Source organism: Kribbella sp. NPDC050459 (assembly GCF_040655315.1).
Lineage (GTDB): Bacteria > Actinomycetota > Actinomycetes > Propionibacteriales > Kribbellaceae > Kribbella.
Genome location: NZ_JBFAJQ010000002.1, coordinates 16,375 through 33,483 on the forward strand (window position 1 = coordinate 16,375; position 17,109 = coordinate 33,483).

Here is a 17,109-nt window from a genome sequence, read left to right on the forward strand (position 1 = left end):
TGATCAGGTCGGCTGCCAGTTGACCTGCAGGCCGTCCCGGTGGGCGATCTGCTCGATGCGGTGTGCCACGCGGGCGCTCTGCTGCTCGAGGTCGGCGGGGTCGTCGGCCTGCAGGTGCAGGACGAGTTGGCCGGGCGTGGAGCGGATCGTCCAGGTTGCGGTGCCGAGGTCGATGACGAGCTCGGTCGCCGCCGCGGACAGCACCGTCAGCCCGCCCGGGCCGTGCGACAGGTGACTGGTCAGCTGGGTCAGGTACCGCTCGGCGCGCTCGGTGTCGAGGTGTGCTTCGAGGGCCGGCATCGGCAGCTCCTTTTTCGAGACAGTGTGTCTCGATCATAGGCAGGTCGTCCGGATAGAATCACGGCATGCCGAAGTTGTGGGACGACAGCATCGCCAGCCATCGGGAGGCGGTGCGGACGGCGGTGCTCGACGCGACCGCCGCCGTCGTCGCCGAGCGCGGGCTGACCGGGGTGACGATGGCCGAGGTCGCCCAGCGGTCCGCGATCGGGCGCGCGACGCTCTACAAGTACTTCGCGGACGTCGACGCGATCCTGACCGCCTGGCACCAGCGCCAGGTCACGGACCATCTCCGGCAACTGGACGAGACCTGGGAGCGGACCCACCGCATCGAGGACGTGCTGGAGGCGTATGCGTTCATCTGCCACGAGCACCCGCCGTCCGAGCCCGCCGCCTCGCTCCACCGATCGGCGCACGTCAAGCACGCGCGCGAGCATCTCGTCACCTTCATCGCCGAGCGGCTCGGTGCCGTGCGCGACGACGTACCGCCGAAGGAGCTGGCGACGTACTGCGTTCATGCACTGCAAGCAGCAGGCGCCGTACCGTCGAAAGCGGCGGTACGGCGCCTGGTGCGCATCACGATGGACGGGCTACGCGGCCAGCTTCGTGGGTGAGAGGTCGAGGCGGCGGAGCAACTGCGCGTTGAGGGCGACGACGATGGTGGAGATCGACATCAGCAGCGCACCGACGGCCGGCGACACGACGACTCCCGCGAAGGCGAGCACGCCCGCGGCGAGCGGCACGGTGATCACGTTGTAGCCGGTGGCCCAGACGAGGTTCTGCCACATCTTGCGGTAGCTGGCCCGCGACAGCTCGATCACCGACAGCACCGCCCGCGGGTCGTCGGCGGCGAGCACGACACCGGCGGACTCGATCGCGACATCGGTACCGGCGCCGATCGCGATCCCGACCTCGGCGCGCGCCAGGGCCGGGGCGTCGTTCACCCCGTCACCGACCATCGCGACCTTCAGCCCACGCGCCTGCAGCTCGGCGACCTTGGCGTCCTTGTCCTGCGGCAGGACCTCGGCGAACACCTCGTCGATGCCGAGTTCCTTCGCGACCGCCTCGGCGACCTGGTGCGCGTCACCGGTGATCATCGCGACCTTCACACCGTGCCGGTGCAGCGCGGCGACCGCCTGCCGGGACTCCTCCCGGACCTCGTCCTCGAGCGCGATCGCGCCGAGCACCTCGCCGTCGCGGACCACGTGCAGCACCGCGGCCCCGCGGTCCTTCCAGCCCGCGACCTCGGACTCCAGCCCGTCCGGCTCGGCCAGGCCGTTCTCCCGCAGGTACGCCGGTCCGCCGACGGCGACCTCGGATCCGTCCACGACGGCCTGGACACCGCGCCCGGTCAGCGACCGGAAGTCCGTGGCAACAAGCTTTCCGTTGCCTCCGGAAACTCCTGCGACTCCCCCACCGGCTCGCGCGCCGGCGGCCTGGGCCGCGTGCGCCCGGACGATCGCCTTGGCCAGCGGGTGCTCGCTGTCAGCCTCCACCGCGGCGGCCAGCGCCAGCAGCTCGTCCTGCGGGACCGCCTCGACGGTGGCCACGCCGGTGACGGCCGGCTCGCCCTTCGTCAACGTGCCGGTCTTGTCGAACAGCACCGCGTCGATCGTCCGCATCCGCTCCAGCGCCAGCCGGTTCTTGACCAGGACGCCGGCCTTCGCGGCACGCTCCGTGGAGATCGCGATCACCAGCGGGATGGCCAGCCCGAGGGCGTGCGGGCAGGCGATCACCAGCACGGTCACGGTTCGGGTGACGGCCTCGTTGAGCTCGCCCAGCAACGCCCAGACCAGGAACGTGATCACGCCGGCGATCGACGCGAAGTAGAAGAGGAACGCCGCGGCACGGTCGGCGAGAGCCTGCGCGCGCGACGACGAGGCCTGCGCCTCGGCGACCAGCCGCTGGATGCCGGCCAGCGCGGTGTCGTCGCCGACCGCGGTGATCTCGACCCGCAGAGCGTTGTCGGTGGCAACGGTTCCGGCGACGACCGGGTCACCGACGGCGCGCGACACCGGCCGCGACTCCCCGGTGATCATCGACTCGTCGACCTCGGCCTGCCCCTCGACCACGGTTCCGTCCGCCGGCACGCGTCCACCGGAGCGCACCAGGACGATGTCGCCGGCCTGCAGTTCGTGCAGCGACACCTCGACGACCCCGTCGTCGGTCACCTTCTCGGCCGAGTCCGGGAGCAGCGCGGCCAACGCGTCCAGCGCACCGGACGCCGCGCCGAGCGCACGCATCTCCAGCCAGTGCCCGAGCAGCATGATCACGATCAGCAGCGCAAGCTCCCACCAGAAGTCCAGGTCGAAGCCGCCGAGCTTCAGCGTGGTCACCCAGGAGGCGACGAACGCGACCGTGATCGCCATCGAGATCAGCAGCATCATCCCGGGCTGCCGCGACCTCAGCTCGCTCCAGCCGCCGGTGAGGAACGGGCGCCCGCCGTACACGAAGATCACCGTGCCGAGCACCGGCGCGATCAGCCCCGATCCGGGGAAGTCCGGCGGCATGTAGCCGAGCAGGTCGGCGAACATCTCGCTGAAGAACACCACCGGCACCGCCAGCGCGAGACTGATCCAGAACCGGTCCTTGAACTGCGCCGCATGATCGCCGTGCCCTGCATGACCCCCGTGCCCGCCGTGCGCCGCCTGCCCGCCGTGCATCTCGTGCTCATCGTGCTCAGCGTGCTCATCGTGCCCGGCGTGCTCTGTGTGCTCTGTGTGAGCCGTGTGAGCCGTGTGAGCGGGGTGCTCGGCGTGCCCGGTGTGGTCGTGGTGCTCGTTCATCGTGCCCTCTCCGTCCTAGATGCCGACCAACATACCCCCATGGGGTATTAGGCAGCAACCGGGCACCCGCACGCCCTATTCCCGCCGGCGCACAAAAAGTTCGCCCCGCCACCCACCGAAGCCGGGTGACGGGGCGAGGACGGGACTCCTACAGCGGATCGATGTCGGTCAGGCTCCCGGGCGTCAGCTCGACCCACCGGGTGATCCCGATCTCCCGCAGGAACGGCACATCGTGGCTCGCGATGACCAACGCTCCGTTGTACGACGCCAGCGCGTCCCGCAGCTGCCCCACGCTGGACAGGTCCAGGTTGTTCGTCGGCTCGTCCAGCATCAGCAACTGCGGCGGCGGCTCCGCCAGCAACAACGCCGCCAGCGTCGCCCGGAACCGCTCACCACCGGACAACGTCCGGACCAGCTGATCCGCCGCCCGGCCACGGAACAGGAACCGCGCCAGCCGCGCCCGCCGCTCCTGGTTCTCCGTGCTCGGCGCCAGCAGCGCGAGGTTGTCCACGATCGACAGGTCGTCGCGGAGCAGATCGAGCCGCTGCGGCAGGTACCGGAACGGAACCGCCGGCAGCTCCCCCGCCACGATCGACTGCAGCAGCGTCGTCTTCCCGGCACCGTTCGGCCCGGTCAGGGCGATCCGCTCCGGACCGCGGATCTCCAGGTCGACGTGCGCCCCGGTACGTAGGACGTGGTCTTCCAGCCGCAGCACGACACGGCCCGCGGGCACGGCGGTCTTCGGCAGGTCGACCCGGATGCTGTCGTCGTCATGGACCTTCTCCTCCGCGTCGGCCAGTGCCTCCTGCGCCGACTCGAGCCGCTCGGACTGCATCCCGAGATGCTTGCCGGCCGACACCTGCGCGGCCCGCTTGAGCCCACCCGCCACGATCTTCGGGATGCCGCCCTGCTCGAAGGCGCGTTGCCCCCGGGCCCGGCGCTGGTCCATCTTCATCCGCGCATCGACGAGATCCTTCTTCTGCTTCCGTACGTCGGCCTCCGCCGCGCGCAGCATCCGCTCGGCGGCTTCCTGCTCGACGGCGACGGCCTCCTCGTACGCGGTCAGGTTCCCGCCGTACCAGGTGACCTCGCCCTTCCGCAGGTCGCCGATCTGGTCGACGCGGTCCAGCAACTCCCGGTCGTGGCTGACGATCAGCAACGCTCCGCGGAACTGGTCGACGGCGTCGTACAGGTGCCGCCGGGCCCGCAGGTCGAGGTTGTTGGTCGGCTCGTCCAGCAGCAGGACGTCGGGACGCCGCAGCAACTCGGCCGCGAGCCCGAGCAGGATCGTCTCTCCGCCGGACAACTCGCCGACGCTGCGGTCGAGGCCGATCGCACCGAGGCCGAGCTTGCCGAGCAGCGCCTCCGCGCGCTCGTCGACGTCCCACTCGTCGCCGACGGCCGCAAAGTTCGCCTCCGAGGCGTCACCCGACTCGATCGCGGTGATCGCGCGCCGGACGGCGTCGATGCCGAGGGCCTGGTCGACGCGCAGCGAGGTGTCGAGGGTCAGGTCCTGCGGCAGGTACCCGAGCTCGCCGCTGACGCGGATCGCTCCGCGCTGCGGGGTGAGCCGGCCGGCGATCAGCCGGAGCAGCGTCGACTTGCCGGCGCCGTTGCGGCCGACCAGGCCGGAACGGACCGGCCCGGCGACGAACGTCAGGCCGTCGAACAGCACCTCGCCGTCGGGCCAGGCGAAGAAGAGGTCGGTACAGGACAGGGAAAAACTCATGAGCGTTGCACTCCCAACGAGGTCTCGGACGAGACCGCGCACCAGAACAGGTGGCGATCGATCGACTGAAGAAAGACCTCGGAGTTACAACGCGGACCCCTGACGCCGGGAATGGGACGGCTGCCAGGATACGGGCGGCCGGCCGCCGCGATCAACCGTTTTCGTGAAGCTTGCGCCGGGCAACGATCAACAGGTCGACGGCGGCCACCACCGCGAGCGCGCCGAACGCGACCACCCACCCGGTCGGCAGCTCGAAGACGGCGGCCAGGACGGTCGCCGCGAGCCACAGGCACAGGCCGAAGGCCGCCAGCACGATGCGCAGCGTCAACGCGCTGCGCGGCGGCGGCGGCTCGCCGGTCATGGCGCCTTGCGCAACCAGGTCTCGACGCCGGCGATGTGGGCGGTCATCCAGGCGCGGGCGGCCTCGGCGTCGCGGATCTCGATCGCGTCCAGGATCGCGGCGTGTTCGGCCAGCGTGCGTTCGACCGCGCCGGCCTGGGTGACGCCGCGCCAGATCCGGGCCCGCTGAGTCGCGCCGGAGATGCCGTCCAGCAGCGAGCAGACCACCTGGTTGCCGGTCGCCTCGGCGATCCCGCGATGGAACTGCAGGTCGTTCGCCACCAGTTCCTCGACCGAGGCGTCCGGCGCCAGGTCGCTGGTCAGCAGTCGCAGCTCGGTGACCTGCTCCGCGGTGATCCGGGTCGCGGCCAGCGCGGCGACACCGGGCTCGAGCAACCGCCGTACCTCGAAGAACTGCAGGACCGAGTCGTCGCGGTGCAGGTCGACCATGAAGTTCAGCGCGTCCAGCAGGTGCGCCGAGTCGAGACTCGTCACGTACGTGCCGTCGCCGTGCCGGACGTCCAGCACGTTGACGAGCGTCAGTGCCTTCACCGCTTCCCGCAGCGAGTTCCGCGACAGCCCCAGCCGGGCGGCGAGATCCGCCTCCTTCGGCAGCCGGTCGCCGGGTCCCAGTTCCCCCGAGGTGATCATCCCCTTGATCTTGACGATCGCCTCATCCGTCAACGCCATTCAATCAGTATGCCGTCAGCGGGGGCCCAAAGGACTGGAGGTGTTGTCCGCCCGACGAGCCCCTCCCGCCTGCGTCCCGGAGCTGCGCACGCTCGACGAGCAGGTGGCTACCATCCCGGCATGAGCGCGACGCCCGGTTACTCCGGCAAGCCGCTGGCTGCCAAGCTCGGGATCAAGCCGGGGCACCTGGTCCTGCTCGACAACGCGCCGGCCGGTTTCGTCCTCGACGGGCTCCCGGCCGGTACGTCGGTCGCGCGCCGGCCCACCCGGACGTCGTACGACGTCGTGCTGATGTTCTGCCCGAACCGGGCCCGGCTCACCCGGCGCCTCCCAGTGCTGCTCGAGCGGACCGCGACCGCCGGGATGATCTGGGCTGCGTGGCCGAAGCGCTCGTCCGGCGTTCCCAGCGACCTGGACGAGAACGGGATCCGCGAGCTCGCACTCCCGCTCGGCGTCGTCGACGTGAAGGTCTGCGCGATCGACACGACCTGGTCGGGGCTGAAGCTGGTCCGGCGGCTCGCGAACCGATGAAGGCCAATCATCCCCAACTGGACTGATTCCGCACGTGACGTTGGCCACACTTCTGCGCGATCCTGATCGTCACAGGTCGCGAGTGGACAACTGCATACAGTGGCCAGCCACGCTCAGCCCGCCGTACCCGGCCCAACTCGGGCGAACGCCGGAAAGCCACCTCTGCAAGGCGTCCCGCAACCGCGGCCGTCACTCTCCGCTCCGACCGGACGTGAGCGGACGGCGTGTGGCCTGAAACACCTTTGTGAGCAGTGTTTCAGGCGTCGGCAGATCCGCTCGCCGGGGCCCGACCACTCGACACACTGGTCCGGTGGTCCCCGGCTGTGGAAGTGGTCCGCGTGCTATTAGCCTTTGCTTGGGGCACCACCCATAACATCAGCATGACCAACCCGTGGTACCGGACCCGAAATCGGAAGAGGCGAACTGCCAAGTGGCCACCGAGCCATCAGACACCAATCCCCTAGCAGCCTTCGGTGCGAACGAATGGCTGGTCGACGAGTTGTACGAGAAGTACCTGCAGGACCCGAAGTCGGTGGATCCGGCGTGGTTGGACTTCTTCAAGACGTACAAGCCAGGTGACGCGACGCCGGTGACGACCACCCCGGCCGACGCTCCCCGGCCGGACGCGGTGTCCGACAACAAGACCCCTGAGGCGCCGAGCCGCGGCACCGCTGCCGCAGCGCCCGCCTCGAGCGCTCCCGCCGCGACGACCGCCGCGAAGCAGCCCTCCACGCCGGCGCCGGCCGCTGCCCAGGCCGCACCCCAGCAGCAGCCCGCAGCCAAGCAAGCACCGGCCCGGTCCGGCGCCCCGACCGGAGGCAAGGTGAACCAGCCGCCCAAAGCCCAGCCCAAGCCCGCTCCCGCGACCAGCTCGGACGCCGAGCGGCTGATCCTGCGCGGAGGCCCGGCGCGGACCGCTCAGAACATGGAGACCAGCCTCACGGTCCCCACGGCGACGAGCGTGCGGCAGGTGCCGGTCAAGCTGCTGATCGACAACCGCATCGTCATCAACAACCACCTCAAGCGCGCCCGCGGCGGCAAGGTGTCCTTCACGCACCTGATCGGCTGGGCGCTGGTCAAGGCCCTGAAGACGCTGCCGGACATGAACGCGTCGTACGACGAGACCGACGGCAAGCCGACCCTGGTGCACCCGGCGCACATCAACCTCGGCCTGGCCATCGACATGCAGAAGCCGGACGGCACCCGGCAGCTGCTGGTGCCGTCGATCAAGGCCGCCGAGGAGATGACCTTCGCGGACTTCTGGATGGCCTACGAGGACATCGTCCGCCGGGCCCGGGACAACAAGCTCGCGCTGCCGGACTTCCAGGGCACCACGATCAGCCTGACCAACCCGGGCACGATCGGCACCCAGCACTCGGTGCCGCGGCTGATGACCGGCCAGGGCTGCATCATCGGCGTCGGCGCCATGGAGTACCCGCCGGAGTACCAGGGCGCGGCCGACGAGACGATGGCCAAGCTCGCGGTCAGCAAGGTGATGACGCTGACCTCGACGTACGACCACCGGATCATCCAGGGCGCCCAGTCGGGTGAGTTCCTGCGCCGGCTGCACCAGCTGCTGCTCGGCGGCGAGGGCTTCTACGACGAGATCTTCCAGTCGCTGCGGATCCCCTACGAGCCGATCCGCTGGGCGGCCGACCTCCCGCACAGCCACGAGGAGGACATCAGCAAGCAGGCCCGGATCCTCGAGCTGATCCACGCGTTCCGGGTGCGCGGCCACATCATGGCCGACACCGACCCGCTGGAGTACAAGCAGCGCAGCCACCCGGACCTGGACGTCGCCACCCACGGCCTGACGCTGTGGGACCTGGACCGCGAGTTCGCCACCGGCTCGTTCGGCGGCGGCGACCGGCGGTTCATGAAGCTGCGCGAGATCCTCGGCATCCTGCGCGACTCGTACTGCCGGACCACCGGTATCGAGTACATGCACATCCAGGACCCCGAGCAGCGCAAGTGGATCCAGGAGCGGGTCGAGCGCCCGCACACCAAGCCGCCGCGCGAGGAGCAACTGCGGATCCTGGCCAAGCTGAACGAGGCCGAGGCGTTCGAGACCTTCCTGCAGACCAAGTACGTCGGTCAGCGCCGGTTCTCGCTCGAGGGCGCGGAGACCACGATCCCGCTGCTCGACGAGCTCTGCGAGGAGGCGGCCGGCGCCGGGCTGGACGAGGTCGCGATCGGGATGGCGCACCGCGGCCGGCTGAACGTGCTGGCGAACATCGTCGGCAAGTCGTACGGCCAGATCTTCCGCGAGTTCGAGGGCAACATCGACCCGCGGACCGTGCAGGGCTCCGGCGACGTCAAGTACCACCTGGGCGCCGAGGGCGAGTTCGTCTCCGAGTTCGGCGACAAGATCAAGGTCTCGGTGGCGGCGAACCCGTCGCACCTGGAGACCGTCGACCCGGTGCTCGAGGGCATCGTCCGGGCCAAGCAGGACATCCTGGACCGCGGCGCCGCGTTCCCGGTGCTACCGGTGCTCGTCCACGGTGACGCGGCCTTCGCCGGCCAGGGTGTGGTGGCTGAGACGCTGAACCTGTCCCAGCTGCGCGGCTACCGCACCGGCGGCACGATCCACGTGATCGTGAACAACCAGGTCGGCTTCACCACCTCGCCGGCCTCGTCCCGCTCGTCGATGTACTCCACCGACGTCGCGCGGATGGTGCAGGCGCCGATCTTCCACGTCAACGGCGACGACCCCGAGGCCTGCATCCGGGTCGCGGACCTGGCCTTCGAGTACCGCCAGGCGTTCAACAAGGACGTCGTCATCGACCTGGTCTGCTACCGCCGCCGCGGTCACAACGAGGGTGACGACCCGAGCTTCACCCAGCCGCTGATGTACGACCTGATCGAGCAGAAGCGCTCGGTCCGCAAGCTCTACACCGAGGCCCTGATCGGTCGTGGCGACATCACGATCGAAGAGGCCGAGCAGGCGATGCAGGACTTCCAGCAGCGCCTGGAGCGGGTGTTCGCCGAGGTCCGGGACGCGAAGAACGAGCCGGACACGCCGCCGCCGTACGTGACCGCTCCGGACTACCCGAACAAGCCGGAGGGTCCGGACGCGACCGCGATCAGCGTCGAGACGCTGAAGAAGATCGCCGACGCCTACACGACGCTGCCGGAAGGCTTCACCGTGCACCCGAAGGTGCAGCCGCAGCTGCAGCGCCGGGCGCACGCGATCACCGAGGGCCCGCTCGACTGGGCCAGCGCGGAGATCACCGCCTTCGGCTCGCTGCTGCTCGACGGGCGCCCGGTCCGGCTGGCCGGTCAGGACAGCCGCCGCGGCACGTTCGTGCAGCGGTTCGCCGCCGTCATCGACCGGGTCAACGGGCAGGACCACGTCCCGCTGCAGCACCTGGACGAGGAGAACCAGGGCAACTTCTACGTCTACGACTCGCTGCTCAGCGAGTACGCCGCGCTCGGCTTCGAGTACGGGTACTCCGTGGCGCGGCCGGAGGCGCTGGTGCTCTGGGAGGCGCAGTTCGGCGACTTCGTGAACGGCGCCCAGTCGGTCATCGACGAGTACATCTCGTCCGGTGAGGCGAAGTGGGGCCAGAAGTCCGGCGTCGTACTGCTGCTGCCGCACGGCTACGAGGGCCAGGGCCCGGACCACACCTCGGCCCGGATCGAGCGGTTCCTGCAGCTGTGTGCCGAGGACGCGATGACCGTCGCGCAGCCGTCGACCCCGGCGTCGTACTTCCACCTGCTCCGCCGGCACACGCTCGGCGAGGAGCACGTCCCGATGATCGTCTTCACGCCGAAGCAGCTGCTGCGGCGCAAGGAGGCGGTGTCGCAGCCGGAGGAGCTGACCCACGGCACCTTCCGGCCGGTCATCGGCGACGCCGAGGCCGAGGCGAACGCGGGCGCCGTCGAGCGGGTCATCCTGGCCTCGGGCCGGATCGTGTACGACCTGCTCGCCGAGCGGAAGAAGGTCGAGCCGGACAAGATCAGCACCGCGATCCTCCGGGTCGAGCAGCTCTACCCGCTGCCCGCGGACGAGGTCGTCGCCGAGCTGGCGAAGTACCCGAACGCGACCGAGATCCGCTGGGTCCAGGACGAGCCGGCGAACCAGGGTCCGTGGCCGTTCATGGCGCTGAACCTGACCGAGCACCTGGGCGGCAAGCCGTTCTACCGGGTGTCCCGGCCGGCCATGTCCGCCCCGGCGGTCGGCTCGCACGGTGTCCACGGCACCGAGCAGGCGACGCTGCTGAAGCAGGCGTTCAGCTGACGTGTACTTCACCGACCGCGGGATCGAGGAGCTCGAGAAGCGCCGGGGCGAGGAAGAGGTCTCCCTCGCCTTCGTCGCCGAGCGGCTGCGTGAGTTCGTCGACCTGAACCCGGAGTTCGAGACGCCGATCGAGCGCTTCGCCACCTGGCTCGCCCGCCTGGACGACGAGGACGACTAACCTGAGTGGATGCCCTTCGCCACGCACCCCGTACGCCGGGTCGCGGCGGCGGAGGGCATTCGTCTGTCCGGCCGCTGGCCGCACACGATTCCCGCCGTCCGCCAGCTACTGACCGACGGCTTGGACCTCGACGCCGGCGTCAGCTTCCTCGTCGGCGAGAACGGCGCCGGCAAGTCCACGCTGGTCGAGGCCATCGCCGTCGCCTTCGGCCTGTCCCCCGAGGGCGGCTCCACCGGCGCCCGCCTCACCACCCGCGCCACGGAGTCGTCCCTCGCCGACGACCTCCAGGTCACCCGCGGCGTCGGCGCCAAACGGGCGGGCTTCTTCCTGCGCGCCGAGACGATGCACGGCTTCTACACCTACCTGGAGCAGAACCCGAAGACCTCCGGCCCACCGGACCCGGTCTTCCATGAGCTGAGCCACGGCGAGAGCTTCCTGACCCTCATCAACGACCGCTTCACCCGGCAGGGCTTCTACTGCCTCGACGAGCCCGAGTCCGCCCTCTCGTTCTCCAGCAGCCTCGCCGTGGTCGGCGTACTGCAACGCCTGGCCGAGTCCGGCTCGCAAGTGTTGTGCGCGACGCATTCACCCGTGATCGCAGCCCTGCCGGGCGCCACCATCCTCGAGGTCGGCGAGTGGGGCATCCGGCGTACGACGTGGTCCGACCTGGAGCTCGTACAGAACTGGAAGGCGTACCTACAGGCGCCGGAGCGCTATCTGCGGCACGTGCTCTAGTCCGTGTGCGGCGGTCTGGTACGACGTGGCGGGTCGGGGGCCAGGGTGCCGTCGGGGGCGATGTGTTCGAAGATCTGGTCGACCAGGTTCAGGACGTGCGGGTCGTCGACGGTGTAGATGTGCCGACGGCCCTCGCGGCGGGCGGTGATGATGCCCGCCAGGCGGAGCTTGCCGAGGTGCTGGCTGGCCGTGGCGATACTGACGCCGACCCGGTCCGCCAGGGTGCCGACGTCGTACTCCCCTTGGGCGGCCAGCGACACCAGGTGCAGCCGGACCGGAGCGGAGAGCATGGCGAAGGTGCCCGCGGCGGATTCGAGCTGCGCCTTCGTCGGTTCAGGGTTCGTCATCGCGCTGTCATTGTGACCGCTGGAGCGGTCTCCGGGCAGTCCGGCGTGCCGTGGTGAGGACGGTCTCATACTTTCGCAATTGCGAAAGTATCGAAACTACGGCAAGCTGGAACCATGTTCCGAGCCGTCCGCCCTGTGCTGTTGCTGCTCGCGGTGGCGATCCCCGCCGTCGTCCTGCGGCTCACCGGCACCCATCCCCCGGCACTGGCCTCGATGCTGATCTTCGGCCTCGCCGTGGTCGCCGCCTCGTTCGTGCTGGCCTGGGCCGCGGAGGCGGCGGAGATGGACATCTCGGGCGGTCTGGCGATCGCTCTGCTCGCGGTCATCGCGGTCCTCCCGGAATACGCGGTGGACCTGTATTTCGCGCACACCGCGGGCACGAACCCGGACTACGTGCAGTACGCCGCCGCCAACATGACCGGCTCGAACCGGTTGCTGCTCGGCCTCGGCTGGTCCAGCGTCGTCCTGATCAGCCTGTACGTCGCTTCGCGGCGCAGCGGGCGCTCGGTCAAGGCCCTCGTCCTCGAGACCGGGTACCGGCGTGAGCTGGGCTTCCTCGCGGTCGCCGGTGTGGTCGCGTTCGTGATCCCGGTGACCGGTGAGATCCATCTGGTGCTCGGGCTGCTGCTGCTCGCGTTCTTCGCCTACTACCTGTTCCGCGCGGCGACGTCGGAGCACGACGACGAGCCGGACCTGATCGGGCCGGCGGCGACGATCGGCGCACTGCCCACGACCACGCGGCGGATCGTGGTGGCGAGCATGTTCGTGGTGTCGGCCGGGGTGATTCTCGCCGCGGCCGAGCCGTTCGCGGACTCGCTGGTCGCGGGCGGGCAGGCGCTCGGCATCGACCAGTTCCTGCTGGTCCAGTGGCTGGCGCCGCTGGCGTCCGAAGCGCCGGAGTTCATCGTCGCGCTGCTGTTCGCGTGGCGCGGCAAGGGCGCCGCGGCGCTCGGATTGCTGATCTCGGCCAAGGTGAACCAGTGGACCCTGCTGATCGGGAGCCTGCCGATCGCGTACGGGCTCGGTGGCGGCGGCGCCGCGCTGCACCTCGACGGGCGGCAGATCGAGGAGTTCCTGCTGACCGCCACGCAGACCCTGCTCGGCATCGCGATCCTGCTGAGCCTGCGCTTCCCCCGCTGGGCGGCGTGGACGTTGCTCGGGCTGTTCGCGGTCCAGTTCGCCGTACCCGGTCAGAGCGGGCGCTACGTGATCAGCGCGGTCTATCTGGTGCTCGCGATCGGCGCGGCCGTCCACAACCGGGACCACCTGGTGCGGACGATCATGGCCCCGTTCCGCAGCACCGAAGAGCTGGTCGAGGCCGAGCGCGCCGACGAGCTCGTCAAGGTCTGAGGTCCCTTTGTTAGCGTGCACCGGTGGAACCACTGGAGCACGTGCCCTGGCCGCCTGAGCCGATCAAGAGCGAGCGGCTCGTGCTTCGCGAGGCCGAAGGGCGCGACCGTACGGCGTTCATCGAGCTGCTCGCCTCACCCGAGGTCAACGCGTACGTCGGCGGTCCTCGGCCGCGCGCCGAGCTCGAGCGCGAGCTGCCTGAGACGCCCGAGCGGTGGCCCGGGAGCTTCGTGGCCGAGCTCGACGGGGCGATGATCGGTCAGGTTCTGCTCAGGAGAGCAACCGGGCATCGCCGGCCGTCGGCCACCGGCAAGGCCGATCTCGGCTATCTGTTCCTGCCGCGGGCCTGGGGATTCGGGTACGCCGCCGAGGCCTGCGCGGCTGCGCTCGGCTGGTTCGACGGCGTACTTCCCGGCGAGCAGGTCGTGCTCACCACCCAGAGCGCGAACGTCAGTTCCCTGCGCCTCGCCGCGAAGCTCGGGTTCGCCGAGGTGGAGCGGTTCGAGGCGTGGGGCGCCGAGCAGTGGCTCGGTCTGCGCGTCAGCTCGCCTGCTGTTCAGTGATGATCGTGGGGCGGCTGCGGCGTTCCTGAGGGCCGGGGCGGCCACGGCGGCGGCCGGAGAGGAACTTCTCGCCGGCGGCGGTGCCGGTGAACTTCGTCCGGCGGGCCCATTCCCGGCATTCGTCGATCACCGGGCACGACGTCAGGCAGAGCGCCTGCGCCTTGCGCTGCTCCCACTGGCTGGCGTTCTCGTCGTACGACGGCGCCTGTCCGACACACGCGGCCTTCATCATCCAGTTGTCGGCCGGGTCAACGATCACCGTCAAAGTAGGCCTCATGGGCTCCCCTGCTCCTCATCGATCGGGCGGATCGGTAGGAACAGAGTGCGCCCATCGCGTTGCTGCGATGCGACGCGAATGTTTCAGCCGTGAAACTTACCGCCGCTGAGCTGTCACATCCGTGCCGGTGTCACACCTTGGGCACCGGCCAACCGTCCGGCCGGCCTCGAAACGGTTGATCCGCGCTCAAGGTCTCAGCGGCGGACGAGGCGGATCTCGTGGAGGTCGAAGTACGGGTCGTGCTTGCCGGTGCCGTCCGGCTCGAAGCCGTGGCGCTGGTAGAACGTGCGGGCCTGCTGGTTGCCCTCGAAGACCCAGAGGAACGCCGGCTGCTTGCCCACGGCAACGTCGAGCAGCCGGCCGCCGAGGCCGGTCCGCCAGAACGCCCGCCGGGTGTAGATCGCCTCCAGCTCGAACGGCACCGGCGCGTCGTCGTCGCGCCCCGGACCGGTACCGATGAACCCGGCCACACGGTCCTGGATCGGCGCTGCGGGATCCGGGTTGAGGGCGATCCAGCGATCGGCGCCGTCCGCGAGCCGCGTCGACCAGCGCTCGATCCGGCGTTCGATGTCCGAGGTGCGCTCGAGCAGCAGATCAGCCGGCACGAGACCGGCGTACGCCTCCCGCCAGCACAACAGATGGCACCACGCGCCGGCCTCGGCGTCGTCGACCGTGGCCGGCCTGATCTCGGGTTGCACTCAGACAGTAAAGACGATCTTGCCGAACACGTCGCCCGCGTTCATCTTCTCGAAGCCGGTGCGCGCCTCGGCGAGCGGCAGGACCGAGTCGATGTGCGGAGCGATCCCGGCGTTCGCCATGAACTGCACCAGCTCGGCCAGCTCGGTCCGGGTCCCCATCGTCGAGCCCTGCACCCGCAGCTGCAGGAAGAAGATCCGGTTCAGCTCGGCCGACTTCGGCGCCTGACCGCTGGTCGCGCCGGAGATCACCAGCGTGCCGCCCTGCTTCAGCGACTTCAGCGAGTGCGACCAGGTGGCCTGCCCGACAGTCTCCATCACGGCGTCGACCCGCTCCGGCAGCCGCGCCCCGGACTCGAACGCGTCGTGCGCGCCGATCTCGAGTGCCTTCGCCCGCTTGGCCTCGTCCCGGCTGGTCGCCCAAACCCGGATCCCCGCGGCTCGCGCCAGCGTGATCAGCGCGGTCGCGACACCACCGCCGGCGCCCTGCACGAGCACCGTGTCGCCCGGCTTCAGACCCGACTGCGTGAACAGCATCCGGTACGCCGTCAGCCACGCCGTCGGCAGGCACGCGGCCTGCTCGAAGCTCATCCCGGCCGGCTTCGGTACGACGTTGCGCGCAGGTACGGCGACCTTCTGCGCGAGGGTTCCCTGGTACCGCTCACTCAGCAGCGACCGCTTCGGGTCGAGCGTCTCGTCGCCCTTCCACGCCGGGTCCGAGACCACCGCATGGACGACAACCTCGTTCCCGTCCGGGTCCACCCCCGCCGCGTCACATCCGAGGATCATCGGCAGACTCTGCTCAGCCAGCCCGACCCCCTTCAGCGACCACAGGTCGTGATGGTTGAGCGCGGTCGCCTTGACGTCGATCGTCACCCACCCCTCAGGCACGGTCGGCTCAGGCCGCTCCCCCACCTCCAACGCGGCAGTCGGGGTCTCAGCATCGAACTTGGCAGCATAGGCAGCAAGCATGCGAACCACCTTAGGCGCTGGTCTCCCCACCGTCAGTGTCCGACCTCACCACGCCGCCGCCACCGCATTTGCCTGGCCGGCCAGGGAGCTTGGGGGTTTGTCACCCATAACCAGGGTGACAAACCCCCAACGGCGCTGGTGGACCAGGGAAATTGGGTCAGGCCGGGCGGGCTACGCCGTCGGTGTGGGCGGCGGATGCGACTGCTTCGGCTACGGCGGGGGCTACTCGGGGGTCGAAGGGGGACGGGATGATGTAGTCGGGGCGTACGTCTTCCGGAGAGATCAGGGCTGCCAGGGCGTCGGCGGCGGCGAGTTTCATGCCTTCGGTGATGCGGGACGCGTTGGCGTCGAAGGCGCCGCGGAAGATGCCGGGGAAGGCCAGGACGTTGTTGATCTGGTTGGGGAAGTCGGAGCGGCCGGTGGCGACGACGGCGGCGTGGCGGTGGGCGATGTCGGGGTGGACCTCGGGGTTCGGGTTCGCCAGGGCGAAGATCATCGCGTCGTCGGCCATTTGAGCGACGGCCTCCTCGGGGACCGTGCCGCCGGAGACGCCGAGGAAGAGATCCGCGCCGACGAGCGCGTCGACCAGCCGGCCGGACAGGCCGCCGGTGTTGGTGTCCCGGGCGAGCGACAGCTTCACCGGGTTCAGGTCGGGGCGGTCCTCGTGCAGGACACCCTTGCTGTCCACGACCGCGAGATCGCCGACGCCCGCCTGCAGCAGGATCCGCGCACACGCGACCCCGGCCGCACCCGCACCCGAGATCACGACCCGGATGTCCGAGATCGACTTCCCCGTGACCCGCAAGGCGTTGCGCAGCGCCGCGAGGACGACGACCGCCGTACCGTGCTGGTCGTCGTGGAAGACCGGGATGTCGAGCCGCTCCTTCAGCCGGCGCTCGATCTCGAAGCAGCGCGGCGCGGAGATGTCCTCGAGGTTGATCCCGCCGAACGTCGGCGCCATCCGGGCGACCGTCTCGACGAACTCGTCCACGTCGGTGCAGTCCAGCGCGATCGGCACCGAGTCGACGCCGCCGAACTCCTTGAACAGCAGGGCCTTGCCCTCCATCACCGGCAGCGACGCGGCCGGGCCGATGTCGCCGAGGCCGAGGACGGCGGTGCCATCGGTGACGACCGCGACGACGTTGGACTTCCAGGTGTACCGCCGGACCAGCGACGGGTCTTCGGCGATCGCGGTGCAAACCCGGGCGACGCCGGGGGTGTACGCCTTCGACAGGTCGTCGGCGTCGCGGACGTGCACCGAGGACGTGACCTCGATTTTGCCGCCGCGATGCAGTTCGAAGACGGCATCGCCGGCGTGGGGATCAGTGGGAACGGACGACTCAACAGGTTGGGCGACCATGCGGGGACCCTTCAAGGAAT

17 protein-coding genes are annotated in these 17,109 nt (G+C 69.8%); 7 read left to right on the forward strand and 10 right to left on the reverse strand.

Features of this window, described 5'->3' with window-relative positions; all coding sequences use genetic code 11:
- Positions 1–3: 3 nt before the first annotated feature.
- Complete coding sequence (locus AB0I12_RS05955) at positions 4–300, reverse strand: DUF2218 domain-containing protein (RefSeq protein ID WP_359925201.1); 297 nt, start codon at positions 298–300, stop codon at positions 4–6.
- 65 nt (positions 301–365) lie between these two features.
- On the opposite strand from AB0I12_RS05955, the gene AB0I12_RS05960 reads away from it, so the two are divergent.
- Positions 366–911: a helix-turn-helix domain-containing protein gene (locus AB0I12_RS05960; protein ID WP_359925204.1), complete on the forward strand. Its 546-nt coding sequence runs from the start codon at positions 366–368 to the stop codon at positions 909–911.
- Here the strand turns inward: AB0I12_RS05960 and AB0I12_RS05965 are convergent.
- From AB0I12_RS05965 to AB0I12_RS05980, 4 genes are all read right to left on the reverse strand, one after another.
- Complete coding sequence (locus AB0I12_RS05965; protein ID WP_359927732.1) at positions 888–2,960, reverse strand: heavy metal translocating P-type ATPase; 2,073 nt, start codon at positions 2,958–2,960, stop codon at positions 888–890. The genes AB0I12_RS05960 and AB0I12_RS05965 overlap by 24 nt on opposite strands.
- Positions 2,961–3,231: 271 nt before the next feature.
- Positions 3,232–4,812, reverse strand: a complete 1,581-nt coding sequence (locus AB0I12_RS05970; RefSeq protein WP_359925207.1) for an ATP-binding cassette domain-containing protein — start codon at positions 4,810–4,812, stop codon at positions 3,232–3,234.
- A 151-nt stretch (positions 4,813–4,963) separates the two neighbouring features.
- Complete coding sequence (locus tag AB0I12_RS05975) at positions 4,964–5,173, reverse strand: DUF6343 family protein (protein WP_359925210.1); 210 nt, start codon at positions 5,171–5,173, stop codon at positions 4,964–4,966.
- Positions 5,170–5,841, reverse strand: coding sequence for a FadR/GntR family transcriptional regulator (locus tag AB0I12_RS05980; RefSeq protein WP_355698868.1), 672 nt, complete (start codon positions 5,839–5,841; stop codon positions 5,170–5,172). The genes AB0I12_RS05975 and AB0I12_RS05980 overlap by 4 nt, the downstream gene beginning before the upstream one ends.
- Before the next feature lie 120 nt (positions 5,842–5,961).
- Here AB0I12_RS05980 and AB0I12_RS05985 point away from each other — a divergent pair, with 120 nt between their 5' ends.
- The 4 genes from AB0I12_RS05985 (at position 5,962) to AB0I12_RS06000 (ending at position 11,525) form a co-directional block, all read left to right on the forward strand.
- Entirely contained in the window at positions 5,962–6,372 is a 411-nt protein-coding gene (locus AB0I12_RS05985) for a DUF3052 domain-containing protein (protein WP_359925213.1), read from the forward strand.
- Positions 6,373–6,802: 430 nt separating this feature from the next.
- Positions 6,803–10,612, forward strand: a complete 3,810-nt coding sequence (locus AB0I12_RS05990; RefSeq protein ID WP_359925215.1) for a multifunctional oxoglutarate decarboxylase/oxoglutarate dehydrogenase thiamine pyrophosphate-binding subunit/dihydrolipoyllysine-residue succinyltransferase subunit — start codon at positions 6,803–6,805, stop codon at positions 10,610–10,612.
- Between the two features lies 1 nt (position 10,613).
- The gene (locus AB0I12_RS05995) at positions 10,614–10,790 is read left to right on the forward strand and encodes a DUF6104 family protein (RefSeq protein WP_355476126.1); all 177 of its coding nucleotides are present in this window, start codon (positions 10,614–10,616) and stop codon (positions 10,788–10,790) included.
- Positions 10,791–10,799: 9 nt separating this feature from the next.
- Entirely contained in the window at positions 10,800–11,525 is a 726-nt protein-coding gene (locus AB0I12_RS06000) for an AAA family ATPase (RefSeq protein WP_359925217.1), read from the forward strand.
- Here AB0I12_RS06000 and AB0I12_RS06005 read toward each other — a convergent pair.
- The gene (locus tag AB0I12_RS06005) at positions 11,522–11,872 is read right to left on the reverse strand and encodes a metalloregulator ArsR/SmtB family transcription factor (RefSeq protein ID WP_359925220.1); all 351 of its coding nucleotides are present in this window, start codon (positions 11,870–11,872) and stop codon (positions 11,522–11,524) included. The genes AB0I12_RS06000 and AB0I12_RS06005 overlap by 4 nt on opposite strands.
- Positions 11,873–11,986: 114 nt before the next feature.
- Here AB0I12_RS06005 and AB0I12_RS06010 point away from each other — a divergent pair, with 114 nt between their 5' ends.
- Positions 11,987–13,222, forward strand: a complete 1,236-nt coding sequence (locus AB0I12_RS06010; RefSeq protein ID WP_359925223.1) for a sodium:proton exchanger — start codon at positions 11,987–11,989, stop codon at positions 13,220–13,222.
- A 23-nt stretch (positions 13,223–13,245) separates the two neighbouring features.
- A complete protein-coding gene (locus AB0I12_RS06015; RefSeq protein WP_359925226.1) occupies positions 13,246–13,785 on the forward strand; it encodes a GNAT family N-acetyltransferase in 540 nt (179 codons plus the stop codon).
- Here AB0I12_RS06015 and AB0I12_RS06020 read toward each other — a convergent pair.
- From AB0I12_RS06020 to AB0I12_RS06035, 4 genes are all read right to left on the reverse strand, one after another.
- On the reverse strand, positions 13,763–14,062 hold the full coding sequence (locus AB0I12_RS06020) for a WhiB family transcriptional regulator (protein ID WP_359925228.1): 300 nt from the start codon (positions 14,060–14,062) through the stop codon (positions 13,763–13,765). The genes AB0I12_RS06015 and AB0I12_RS06020 overlap by 23 nt on opposite strands.
- Before the next feature lie 194 nt (positions 14,063–14,256).
- On the reverse strand, positions 14,257–14,760 hold the full coding sequence (locus tag AB0I12_RS06025) for a GNAT family N-acetyltransferase (RefSeq protein WP_359925231.1): 504 nt from the start codon (positions 14,758–14,760) through the stop codon (positions 14,257–14,259).
- Positions 14,761–15,729: a zinc-binding dehydrogenase gene (locus AB0I12_RS06030; RefSeq protein ID WP_359925234.1), complete on the reverse strand. Its 969-nt coding sequence runs from the start codon at positions 15,727–15,729 to the stop codon at positions 14,761–14,763.
- Between the two features lie 157 nt (positions 15,730–15,886).
- The gene (locus tag AB0I12_RS06035; protein ID WP_359925235.1) at positions 15,887–17,089 is read right to left on the reverse strand and encodes an NADP-dependent malic enzyme; all 1,203 of its coding nucleotides are present in this window, start codon (positions 17,087–17,089) and stop codon (positions 15,887–15,889) included.
- Between the last annotated feature and the right edge of the window lie 20 nt (positions 17,090–17,109).